At 56.8% G+C, this 12,654-nt stretch carries 8 protein-coding genes; 7 read left to right on the forward strand and 1 reads right to left on the reverse strand.

Translation table 11 applies throughout. The features are described 5' to 3' along the window. Positions 1 to 408: 408 nt before the first annotated feature. The 6 genes from WDY75_RS28745 (at position 409) to WDY75_RS28770 (ending at position 10,392) form a co-directional block, all read left to right on the forward strand. Positions 409 to 5,973: a hypothetical protein gene (locus WDY75_RS28745; RefSeq protein WP_409348312.1), complete on the forward strand. Its 5,565-nt coding sequence runs from the start codon at positions 409 to 411 to the stop codon at positions 5,971 to 5,973. Between the two features lie 43 nt (positions 5,974 to 6,016). Then, positions 6,017 to 6,823, forward strand: coding sequence for a glycoside hydrolase family 3 C-terminal domain-containing protein (locus WDY75_RS28750; protein ID WP_231887980.1), 807 nt, complete (start codon positions 6,017 to 6,019; stop codon positions 6,821 to 6,823). Continuing rightward, a complete protein-coding gene (locus WDY75_RS28755; protein WP_231887979.1) occupies positions 6,777 to 7,304 on the forward strand; it encodes a carbohydrate-binding protein in 528 nt (175 codons plus the stop codon). The genes WDY75_RS28750 and WDY75_RS28755 overlap by 47 nt, the downstream gene beginning before the upstream one ends. A 237-nt stretch (positions 7,305 to 7,541) precedes the next feature. Beyond that, the gene (locus WDY75_RS28760; RefSeq protein WP_036636487.1) at positions 7,542 to 8,075 is read left to right on the forward strand and encodes an RNA polymerase sigma factor; all 534 of its coding nucleotides are present in this window, start codon (positions 7,542 to 7,544) and stop codon (positions 8,073 to 8,075) included. Continuing rightward, positions 8,062 to 9,711 carry a DUF4179 domain-containing protein gene (locus tag WDY75_RS28765; RefSeq protein WP_063478376.1) on the forward strand — a complete coding sequence of 550 codons (1,650 nt, stop codon included), beginning with the start codon at positions 8,062 to 8,064 and terminating at the stop codon, positions 9,709 to 9,711. The genes WDY75_RS28760 and WDY75_RS28765 overlap by 14 nt, the downstream gene beginning before the upstream one ends. Positions 9,712 to 9,945: 234 nt before the next feature. Then, positions 9,946 to 10,392 (forward strand): carboxymuconolactone decarboxylase family protein, encoded by a 447-nt coding sequence (locus WDY75_RS28770; RefSeq protein WP_006207754.1) that lies wholly within the window; start codon positions 9,946 to 9,948, stop codon positions 10,390 to 10,392. Here the strand turns inward: WDY75_RS28770 and WDY75_RS28775 are convergent. Then, complete coding sequence (locus WDY75_RS28775) at positions 10,361 to 11,260, reverse strand: sigma-70 family RNA polymerase sigma factor (RefSeq protein WP_063478375.1); 900 nt, start codon at positions 11,258 to 11,260, stop codon at positions 10,361 to 10,363. The two genes, WDY75_RS28770 and WDY75_RS28775, sit on opposite strands and share 32 nt — an antisense overlap. Positions 11,261 to 11,712: 452 nt before the next feature. On the opposite strand from WDY75_RS28775, the gene WDY75_RS28780 reads away from it, so the two are divergent. Continuing rightward, complete coding sequence (locus WDY75_RS28780; RefSeq protein ID WP_006207752.1) at positions 11,713 to 12,588, forward strand: GGDEF domain-containing protein; 876 nt, start codon at positions 11,713 to 11,715, stop codon at positions 12,586 to 12,588. The last annotated feature ends 66 nt before the right edge of the window (positions 12,589 to 12,654 follow it).

The following is a 12,654-nucleotide window of genomic DNA, read 5'->3' on the forward strand; positions in this document are numbered from 1 at the left end:
CAATGCAATCTTGTTCGCAATAAAAAATACATTAGAGGACCAATCGGTTTTCCTGGAGCCATCGGAGCAACGGGACCTACAGGTATAAGCGGTCAGCAGGAGGGAATAGGTTCAACTGGGGCACAAGGTACTAGAGGTGCGACAGGTGCGACAGGCATTGGACTCAGCGGGATTGTTCTCTTTGATCCTGCTACAAGTGGACTGTATTCCCAAGGACAAGTGGTCACTTATAACGGAAGCACCTATATTGCAAACGTTTCTTCACCTATAGGGATACCATCAGAATCGCCAGATTATTCCTTGATTGCAGAAGCAGGTGTCGGACTCAATGGAGTAATTCCATTTGATCCTGCATTAAGTAATAGTTATCCAGCGGACCAGGTGATTACGTTTAATGGAAGTACTTATTTGACGAATGTTGCCGATCCCGAAGGTTTACCCGGAATGTCTCCAGATTATATGCTACTCGCAGCAAGAGGAGATACGGGCATAACCGGGGCAACCGGCGCGACTGGCGTTACCGGAGCCGCGGGCGTTACCGGAGCCACGGGTATAACCGGGCCTACAGGTGCAACGGGAGCTGCGGGCACAATTGGGGCCACGGGCGTAACGGGAGCTACGGGCTCAACCGGAGCCACAGGTGCAACTGGAGCGACTGGCGTTACCGGGGCCACGGGCGTTACCGGAGCCACGGGCGTTACCGGGGCCACGGGCGTTACCGGGGCTACTGGCGTAACGGGAGCTACGGGCGTTACGGGAGCCACGGGCGTTACCGGAGTCACAGGTGCAACTGGAGCGACTGGCGTAGCCGGGGCCACAGGTGCTACTGGAGCCACAGGCGTAACGGGAGCTACGGGCACATCCGGAGCCACGGGCGTTACCGGAGCCACGGGCGTTACGGGAGCCACGGGCGTTACGGGAGCCACGGGCGTTACCGGAGCCACGGGCGTTACCGGAGCCACCGGCGTTACCGGAGTCACGGGCGTAACGGGAGCTACGGGCGTAACGGGAGCCACGGGCGTTACCGGAGTCACAGGTGCAACTGGAGTGACTGGCGTAACTGGAGCTACGGGCATATCGGGAGCTACAGGTGCAACTGGAGCGACTGGCGTTACCGGGGCCACGGGCGTTACCGGGGCTACTGGCGTTACCGGAGCCACGGGCGTTACCGGAGCTACGGGCACAACCGGCGCCACGGGCATAACCGGAGCCACGGGCATAACCGGAGCCACGGGCATAACCGGAGCCACGGGCGTAACCGGAGCCACGGGTGCAACTGGAGTCACGGGCGTAACGGGAGCGACTGGCGTAACCGGGGCCACGGGCGTTACCGGAGCCACGGGCGTTACCGGGGCTACTGGTGCAACGGGAGGCACGGGCGTAACGGGAGCCACGGGCGTTACCGGAGCCACTGGTGCAACTGGAGTCACGGGCATAACCGGCGCCACGGGCGCAACGGGAGCCACGGGCGTTACCGGAGTCACAGGTGCAACTGGAGTGACTGGCGTAACTGGAGCTACGGGCATATCGGGAGCCACAGGTGCAACTGGAGCGACTGGCGTTACCGGGGCCACGGGCGTTACCGGAGCCACGGGCGTTACCGGAGTCACAGGTGCAACTGGAGTGACTGGCGTAACTGGAGCTACGGGCATATCGGGAGCCACAGGTGCAACTGGAGCGACTGGCGTAGCCGGGGCCACAGGTGCTACTGGAGCCACAGGCGTAACGGGAGCTACGGGCACATCCGGAGCCACGGGCGTTACCGGAGCCACGGGCGTTACGGGAGCCACGGGCGTTACGGGAGCCACGGGCGTTACCGGAGCCACGGGCGTTACCGGAGCCACGGGCGTTACCGGAGCCACGGGCGTTACCGGAGTCACGGGCGTAACGGGAGCTACGGGCGTAACGGGAGCCACGGGCGTTACCGGAGTCACAGGTGCAACTGGAGTGACTGGCGTAACTGGAGCTACGGGCATATCGGGAGCCACAGGTGCAACTGGAGCGACTGGCGTAGCCGGGGCCACAGGTGCTACTGGAGCCACAGGCGTAACGGGAGCTACGGGCACATCCGGAGCCACGGGCGTTACCGGAGCCACGGGCGTTACGGGAGCCACGGGCGTTACGGGAGCCACGGGCGTTACGGGAGCCACGGGCGTTACCGGAGCCACGGGCGTTACCGGAGCCACGGGCGTTACCGGAGCCACGGGCGTTACCGGAGTCACGGGCGTAACGGGAGCTACGGGCGTAACGGGAGCCACGGGCGTTACCGGAGTCACAGGTGCAACTGGAGTGACTGGCGTAACCGGGGCCACGGGCATAACCGGAGCCACGGGCGTTACCGGAGCTACGGGCACAACCGGCGCCACGGGTACAACCGGAGCCACGGGCATAACCGGCGCCACGGGCGCAACCGGGGCTACGGGCACAATCGGGGCCACGGGCGTTACCGGAGCCACTGGTGCAACGGGAGCGACTGGCGTTACCGGAGTCACAGGTGCAACCGGCGCCACGGGCGTAACGGGAGCTACGGGCGTAACGGGAGCCACGGGCGTTACCGGAGTCACGGGCGTTACCGGGGCTACTGGCGTTACGGGAGCTACGGGCGTTACGGGAGCCACGGGCGTTACCGGAGTCACAGGTGCAACTGGAGTGACTGGCGTAACTGGAGCTACGGGCATATCGGGAGCCACAGGTGCAACTGGAGCGACTGGCGTAGCCGGGGCCACAGGTGCTACTGGAGCCACTGGCGTAACGGGAGCTACGGGCACATCCGGAGCCACGGGCGTTACCGGAGCCACGGGCGTTACGGGAGCCACGGGCGTTACGGGAGCCACGGGCGTTACCGGAGCCACGGGCGTTACCGGAGCCACCGGCGTTACCGGAGTCACGGGCGTAACGGGAGCTACGGGCGTTACGGGAGCCACGGGCGTTACCGGAGTCACAGGTGCAACTGGAGTGACTGGCGTAACTGGAGCTACGGGCATATCGGGAGCTACAGGTGCAACTGGAGCGACTGGCGTTACCGGGGCCACGGGCGTTACCGGGGCTACTGGCGTTACCGGAGCCACGGGCGTTACCGGAGCTACGGGCACAACCGGCGCCACGGGCATAACCGGAGCCACGGGCATAACCGGAGCCACGGGCATAACCGGAGCCACGGGCGTAACCGGAGCCACGGGTGCAACTGGAGTCACGGGCGTAACGGGAGCGACTGGCGTAACCGGGGCCACGGGCGTTACCGGAGCCACGGGCGTTACCGGGGCTACTGGTGCAACGGGAGGCACGGGCGTAACGGGAGCCACGGGCGTTACCGGAGCCACTGGTGCAACTGGAGTCACGGGCATAACCGGCGCCACGGGCGCAACGGGAGCCACGGGCGTTACCGGAGTCACAGGTGCAACTGGAGTGACTGGCGTAACTGGAGCTACGGGCATATCGGGAGCCACAGGTGCAACTGGAGCGACTGGCGTTACCGGGGCCACGGGCGTTACCGGAGCCACGGGCGTTACCGGAGTCACAGGTGCAACTGGAGTGACTGGCGTAACTGGAGCTACGGGCATATCGGGAGCCACAGGTGCAACTGGAGCGACTGGCGTAGCCGGGGCCACAGGTGCTACTGGAGCCACAGGCGTAACGGGAGCTACGGGCACATCCGGAGCCACGGGCGTTACCGGAGCCACGGGCGTTACGGGAGCCACGGGCGTTACGGGAGCCACGGGCGTTACCGGAGCCACGGGCGTTACCGGAGCCACGGGCGTTACCGGAGCCACGGGCGTTACCGGAGTCACGGGCGTAACGGGAGCTACGGGCGTAACGGGAGCCACGGGCGTTACCGGAGTCACAGGTGCAACTGGAGTGACTGGCGTAACTGGAGCTACGGGCATATCGGGAGCCACAGGTGCAACTGGAGCGACTGGCGTAGCCGGGGCCACAGGTGCTACTGGAGCCACAGGCGTAACGGGAGCTACGGGCACATCCGGAGCCACGGGCGTTACCGGAGCCACGGGCGTTACGGGAGCCACGGGCGTTACGGGAGCCACGGGCGTTACGGGAGCCACGGGCGTTACCGGAGCCACGGGCGTTACCGGAGCCACGGGCGTTACCGGAGCCACGGGCGTTACCGGAGTCACGGGCGTAACGGGAGCTACGGGCGTAACGGGAGCCACGGGCGTTACCGGAGTCACAGGTGCAACTGGAGTGACTGGCGTAACCGGGGCCACGGGCATAACCGGAGCCACGGGCGTTACCGGAGCTACGGGCACAACCGGCGCCACGGGTACAACCGGAGCCACGGGCATAACCGGCGCCACGGGCGCAACCGGGGCTACGGGCACAATCGGGGCCACGGGCGTTACCGGAGCCACTGGTGCAACGGGAGCGACTGGCGTTACCGGAGTCACAGGTGCAACCGGCGCCACGGGCGTAACGGGAGCTACGGGCGTAACGGGAGCCACGGGCGTTACCGGAGTCACGGGCGTTACCGGGGCTACTGGCGTTACGGGAGCTACGGGCGTTACGGGAGCCACGGGCGTTACCGGAGTCACAGGTGCAACTGGAGTGACTGGCGTAACTGGAGCTACGGGCATATCGGGAGCCACAGGTGCAACTGGAGCGACTGGCGTAGCCGGGGCCACAGGTGCTACTGGAGCCACTGGCGTAACGGGAGCTACGGGCACATCCGGAGCCACGGGCGTTACCGGAGCCACGGGCGTTACCGGAGCCACGGGCGTTACGGGAGCCACGGGCGTTACCGGAGCCACGGGCGTTACCGGAGCCACTGGCGTTACCGGAGTCACGGGCGTAACGGGAGCTACGGGCGTAACGGGAGCCACGGGCGTTACCGGAGTCACAGGTGCAACTGGAGTGACTGGCGTAACTGGAGCTACGGGCATATCGGGAGCTACAGGTGCAACTGGAGCGACTGGCGTTACCGGGGCCACGGGCGTTACCGGAGTTACCGGGGTCACTGGTGCAACGGGAGCTACGGGCACAATCGGGGCCACTGGTGCAACGGGAGCTACAGGCGTAACGGGAGCCACAGGTGCTACTGGAGCCACGGGCGTTACGGGAGCTACGGGCATATCGGGAGCCACTGGTGCAACGGGAGCGACTGGCGTTACCGGAGCCACGGGCGTTACGGGAGCCACGGGCGTTACCGGGGTCACTGGTGCAACGGGAGCTACAGGCGTAACGGGGGCTACGGGCACAATCGGGGCCACTGGCGTAACCGGAGCCACGGGCATAACCGGAGCCACGGGCATAACCGGAGCCACGGGCATAACCGGAGCCACGGGCGTAGCCGGAGCCACAGGTGCTACTGGAGCCACGGGCGTAACGGGAGCTACGGGCATATCGGGAGCCACAGGTGCTACTGGAGCGACTGGCGTTACCGGGGCCACGGGCGTTACCGGGGCCACGGGCGTTACCGGGGCCACGGGCGTTACCGGAGCCACGGGCGTTACCGGGGTCACTGGTGCAACGGGAGCGACTGGCGTTACCGGAGCTACGGGCACAACCGGCGCCACGGGCGTTACCGGGGCGACTGGCGTAACCGGAGCCACAGGTGCAACGGGAGCTACAGGAGTATTCCAGCAATTTCAAGTATCCGTGAATACTCCTAACACCTCTGGGAGCTCTGCAATTTTGCTAACTGCAGCACCGACAACGCTTAAAACAATTACCGTTACGTCCATTCCTGCAGGGAGCAGGGTATGGTTAACAGGAATAGTTGGTTGGGAGGCGACTGCAGGAACCTCTTCTATTCAGTTACAGATTCTTCGTGGAGCAACTGTTATCTTCAGTACGAATGCCCATGCTGCAGCCAATAGTGCGTTTGCAACAACAAACGTTAACCACGTAGATACAACACCAGGGACTGGAAATGTCACGTATTCATTAATTGCTGTAATGTTAGTGGGAACCGGTACGGCAGTAGGCGGAATAACTTTTACAGGCTCTTTAATCAATCCTTAACAAAGTGAACAAGGAGATTGTTTTGGGCATTGAGTGATGGTTTATGAAAATTGCTTGTGAAACAGCTTACGCTTCAGCGGTAACAGCAGCAGTGGCAACAGCTCTGCAAGAGATGAATGCAATTATAGATGCAAAGACAGATGTTAACCATTTTGAGTTTAATCGTTTTATCGTTCAAGAAGGTCGTCTGACAGAAGCATTCCGCTTCGAAACTCAGCCTGGCGGTACTGCCATCATGAAGTCCTGGGAAGTAAATCAGCAAGCTTTAATTCGGGCGGTGCATGCAGCCAATCCGAATACGGTAGTCGTCATCGTCGGCGGGTACCCGTTTGCCGTGAACTGGGAGCAGGAGCATGTGCCGTCCATCGTCTTTACGTCCCATGCCGGTCAGGAGCTGGGGTATGCGGTCGCCGACGTGCTGTACGGGGATTACAATCCGGGTGGACGCTTGAATATGACGTGGTACCAATCCAGCGAGCAGCTTCCGGATATAATGGATTACGACATCATCAAAGGAAAACGGACCTATCAATATTTCGAGGGGAATGTGTTGTACCCGTTCGGTCACGGTCTCAGCTACTCCCACTTCAGCTATAGCGGCCTGGCGTTAAGCCAATCGAACATCCGGGCCGATGGCCAAGTGACCGTCACGCTGGTTGTGAAGAATGAAGGTCATCTGCCCGGCGATGAGGTCGTTCAGCTGTACGTAAAGGCTGATTCCTCTCGTGTCATCCGACCTCTCAAAACCCTGAAAGGCTTCCCCCGCATTCACCTCCAGCCAAACGCTTCGGAAACGGTAAGCTTTGAGCTTAAAGCGGGGGGACCTGGCCTTCTGGGATGTCACCCGTGATCGCTACTGTGTGGAGAGCGGCAGCTACACCCTCATGGTCGGACCGTCCTCCGGTCAAGTAGCTGAGACGGCCGTTCTTCAAATCGCAGGTGAAACCATTCCACCACGTTCCCTGCTGGAGCCCGTTCGAGCCGTGAATTATGATGACTATCAAAATGTCTTCATAGACGAATGCCGTGAAGGCGGCGAAAGCATACGTATGGCTGGTGATTCGGGATGGATCGCTTTCCATGACGTGAGCTTCGATGAAGCCTTCACCGCATTTGAGGCCAGGGTGAGCGGACACATCAAGGGCGGCGAAGTCATCGTAAGAACAGGCAGCCCCGACGGTCCCGAGGCCGGGAGCTGCAGGGTCCCTCCTACCGGAGGACGCCAAGCCTGGACAACCGTCAAGGCTCCTCTGACAGGATTAGCGGGAAGGCACAACGTATTTCTTGCCTTCACCGGCGAGGTACAGATCAGTTGGTTCCGTATAACATAGACTGTAAAAAATGGTAGCGGTAATTCACCCAGCATGCATATAACCAGTCCTGCTAACATGACATAGTTATCGGCTGATATCTAAAGAACATCTGATCCTCTTTTTTATAAGGGGGCAGGTGTTCTTTTTTGTTAGAATGAAATAATTCTGTATCCATAGAAGCAATTCAAAAAATATGAACCCTTTGCAACGGTCATTTGTTTATATAACATAACGCGAAGAAAGGAGTGCCTTGGATTGACGGAACGCGAGTTATTCGATGCTTATAACAAGGACGTGTACCGCACCTGCTACTACATGCTGCGGAACGCACAGGATGCGGAAGATCTCTGCCACGACGTGTTTGTCACCGTATTTCGTCAGGAATGGAGAAACGTTGAGCATACACGCGCCTGGATCATGCGTATCACGATGAACCACTGCCTGAATTTACTTAGAAGGAATCAGACACAGCGGGAAAAACAAAGCCAGGTTCAATGGCTTCACGAGCAGACCACCGCATCGGTTAAATCCGTAGACACCATCGTATTGGAAAAAGCGGCAACAGCCGAATGGGAGAAACTGCTGAATCAGCTTCCGGACAAGCTGATGGCCGTCATTACGCTCCGCTACATCGGCGAGCTGTCGATGACGGAAATCGCCGAAACCCTGAAGATTCCTGTAGGAACAGTTAAATCAAGGCTTCACAAAGCACTGAAAATCATGCGTAAAAAACTCGAACAAAATCACAGCATTTGGTTGAAGGGAGAGAAACAATATGGAACGCATTGAGAACAATCTGAAAGAACAAATGAAAGCAGAGAAGACCACGCCCTACCCGGATTTTGACCGGATGTGGAGCAGTATTCAACAGGATGAGCTGCGGGTCGCAGCCCGTGATACGGCTGCACTTCGCCCTCGAAAGCGAAAGCAAATCGCCATCGTGGCAGGGATATCCGTTGCATTGATGGCTACGCCGGTATATGCAGCCCTGTCCTACGATTGGTCCAGCCTGCTCTCCTATCGAGCAGGTATCACAAACGCCCTGGAGCAGGGCCTTGGTCAGACGATTGAGCAATCCGTTACGAAGGATGGCGTAACCTTAACCGTGCACACGGCGTTTATCGATGACAACCGGACTTTCCTGCTCTACAGTCTGGATCCCGGATCATCACGGATGGGAGTGCAAGCAGGGTTTGATCATATCGGGATGAAGGATCACATGGGCAACCCCATTGAAGGTAATTATTCCCACCAGTGGAATGAGGAGCTTGGTGTATTCCAGGGTTATTTTGAGACCGATTGGGTTGCGGATGGGAAGACGGCTGACGTTGAATTTTCACTGGATAATATCCGCTTTACGGGTGACGGGATGCATTCCATCAGCTTCGACCCGAACAACCCCAATACGCAGGAGTTCCAGGTTCAGAAGGACGGTATTGGCAGTATGACCCTGCAGTCTTTCGATCAATCCGGTGGAAATATGCTCCTGAAATCAGCCATTACGTTCACGGATCCTGAGATGAGGCACCGAAGCTGGGTGCGGATTCAAGCCCTTAATGACAAGAACGAGCCTATTAAGGAAGCCGAGACCCCTGTCTTCGGGACACCTGGTGCTTCTGGAGAATACTTGAGTCAACAAATATTCAAGTCGAACTCCATACGCGCTCAGGGTGTCCAGTTCCAGCTGGCTTACGACCGCACGCTAGGAACCGCTGAAGGCACATGGAGCTTGAATTTGGCCCTGTCCAAAAAACAATTAGAAAACGGATCATTTAAGGAGACTCTGAATATCCCGCTGGATCAGGTGCCTGGCGGAACGAAGATTCATGAAATGATTGTCACGCCAACGCAAGTGCGATTGATCTTGACCCACAAAGAGAAGTACACCCGCGTTCCTTATATGGATTATCAGCTGGATGTTGGCGGGACACTGCTCAACGGAGGTATATGGTATAAGTCCGGTTCATCCAACCAAACGGAGCTGCGGTTTGAAATGACCGGACTGGATGCAGCCTCTCTTACTAAACAACCTGTGTCCTTGATCGCCAAGCACCGTGTCGACGAATTTGCCGGCGACAAGAATCCGATCAAACTGACCGGCATCTCAGCGGAACATCAAAGCTTGACCACCACTATCGCGGGGTATCCGATCACATGGACCTACTACATGAAGGAGAATCATCTCTATGTGGAATCCTTGAGCTCCGATCCGGCGTTTGGCGGTATCAATCAAACCTATTATTTGGATGGTAAAGACCGGAGCTATGGGATGCCGGCCATGATCGGGATGCTTGGCAATGAGAGCAATAAACATATGGACGTGTATGAGAATTTCGATCAGACTGAGCTCGATATTTACATTTCGAACTACACAACCCACAATCGAAACGACGCGCTGCGCGTTCCACTTAAGGCTGGGCAATAACCTATATAGCACACGTTATCGATGAGAAAATAACAAGACAAAGAAACCCGCTTAGATGGACTTGAGCCGTACCCCGCAGCGAAAGGCGATTCTGTGAAGAAGTGCTTTGCCCCGGGGGCTCGTTCTTGACTCCAAAGGGGTTTCTTTTTTTTCTTATAATCCACGTCACAATCCTGCCCGGTGAACTGTCATATGGTTGAACATCAAATTTTATACCGTAAAGGGGAACTGAACATGGAACTGCGAATGAATTACCGAACGGCCAATCCCGATGCCTTCAAGACGCTGCTAGCCCTTGAACAAGCCGTGCAAAAGAACGGGCTGGATCACAAACTGTACGAGATCATTAAACTCCGCGCATCCCAGATCAACGGCTGCTCCTTCTGTGCAGATATGCATTCCAAGGATCTGCTGGCCATGGGTGAGAGCGTGGATCGGCTGCTTCTGCTGCCGATGTGGCGAGAGGTTCCGATTTACTCCGAAGCGGAGCGTGCGGTCATCGAATTGACGGAATATGTGACCAAGCTGTCTGAGGCAGGGGTTCCCGCCGAGGTGTACGAACGTGTGCGGAAGCATTTTGACGAGAAGCAATACGTCGATTTAATTATGGCGATCACAACGATTAATGCCTGGAACCGGATCGGCGTTGCTACGGGCCTGTTCCCGGGCTGTTTTGATTAAACAGCCGCAATTTGTCGGGATTGACCACCAGAAAAATCTGGCGGATCCGGGATAGGTCGGGCTCCCAATCGACTGTAAGCACCATGGAAACCCTGCCATTCCGTCTCAGCAGCAAACCGGGCTCTCCGTTGACGGAAACGGGTTCAAACCCCTCCCGGAATGAGCCCTTGGCGTACAATCCTTCGAAAAAAGCACATACCCGTTTCACACCCAATATCGGATTGAGGGCTGCCCTGGTCTTGCCACCTCCATCCGAGAGCAGGGTAACCTCTTCTTTCAGCAATGAAAGCAGCGGCTTAAATTGGCCCATATCGGACGCTCGCAGGAACGCTTCAACGAAGCGTTCCTGCATTTCTGTCCGGGGTCCAGCGCCGGCTGGATCCTCGCGGGCAGGCCCCATCTTCTGCCGCGCCCGGCTGAAGGTCTTGCGGCAGCTTACCTCCGTCTTTCCCAGCATTTCCGCTATGTCCTCATATTCGAGGCCCAGCGTTTCCTTGGCGATATAAATGGCTCGCTCCAGCGGCGTTAATCGCTGTAGCAGCACAAGGTACGCATACCCAATATTCTCGCGGCGTTCCGCAGGATCGGCACGTGTCAGCATATCATAGTCAGGCATCGGCTCCGGCAGCCAGGGACCTGTATACGTTTCGCGCTGCCGTCTGGAGGATTTCAGCAGATTGATACAGCGGTTGGTTGTCATTTTTGCCAAATAGGCCTTCTCGTTCACAATGTCTCCCCGGTCCAGCCCCATAAAATGTGAAAAAACATCCTGCACGATGTCCTCCGCATCCGCTGCATTTCCCAGCATCCGGTAAGCAAGGCCAAACATCATCGGCTTGTACTGCGCATAGATCTGATCCAATAACATAAGGCACACCTTCTCACTCTGTATATTATGGCATGAACACCAATACCAACATGACAGATGAACGCCGCGATCTGTGACATCTTGACGTTCTTCATCGGAGTAGTTTGGCTCACATGTGGATGCAAACCTTATCTGTAATAATCCGCCGCGATCGAGTGAACACAAGATGATCTTCGGATAATATCGCAGTCAGTCCCCTCTTTTTGCATATAGCGTCACCTTTTCTATATAGTATACGAAAACTTAAACCCTACTCTATGCGTATTCCCTGATCCATGAAAGGGGCCAGTTTGTCAGAGAATTTCAAGGTCAGTGGAGGCGAGGGACCATTATCCAATATGTACATTGTGACAACCATCGATAAATCTATCGACATTTGGGTAATTTTTAAATAACATATGTGATGACTCATCACAGCGTACAGGTTTATGAGCTTAGAAAGTAGGTTAGATATGAAAAACTCCACCCCCTTACGCCGCGTTGAACTCGGATATTTCCTGCTGATTGCTCTTGCCATGGTCCAGCAACTGATGATTTACTGGAACATTTACGTAAACCAAACGTTTACTTTCACGGAATTCATGTTCAGCATTGGCACCCTTGCCGCCCTGTTGATCGGTTTTTTTCTTCCGGTAGGGGTTTCGACGGTTACGGTCTTTGTGTTTCTTGTCACTTATTTTGTATGGCTATCCACCTTGGCACCCGTCAATGCACTCACGCTGTCCTGGATTCTGCTCCTGCCCGCCAATACCGCTGTTGCGATTCTCATCAAGCTGGCCCTTGTCCGAAGCCGGAGGTTTATTAAACGTCTGGAGCAATTAAGAAAAACCAACCCGGATATCGATATTGACACTTCCCTGGGAAGTAAAGATGCATTCGAGGACACACTAATGAAACAAGCCAATTTGGCCAATCGGTATTCGGATCAATACGGATTTTGCATCGTGATGTTCAAACTCGATTTTCTCCCCTTAACCAGGGAATCCGTCGGCTCACACCGCTTTGCCAAACTGATTATGGAGTTATCCCGCACCATTCAGAAGCAGATTCGCTACGAGGACTATAAATTCTCCATTGGTGAAGGGCGTTTTATCATCCTGTGCCCCCTCACCAAGCCAGAGTACCTCAAAAGCTTGATGGAACGCATCAAAATCGCCATGATGAACGTGCCCTTCCGCGATAAAAAAGGAATGTCGCTCAAGCTGGTGGTTCGCGCCGGTGGCCTCGTATTCCAGAAGGAACAATTCAGCAGGTACGAAAACATCGATGACATTATCTCCGCATTAGAACGAAATACGGAAACCGACCTGATCGGGGAGTATATTTAACCCGTTTACAACATGATTATAAGGAGGCCTACGATCCGATGGCGTACACCAGCTGGTTTATCCCTC

Source organism: Paenibacillus glucanolyticus (assembly GCF_037333485.1).
GTDB lineage: Bacteria > Bacillota > Bacilli > Paenibacillales > Paenibacillaceae > Paenibacillus_AQ > Paenibacillus_AQ glucanolyticus.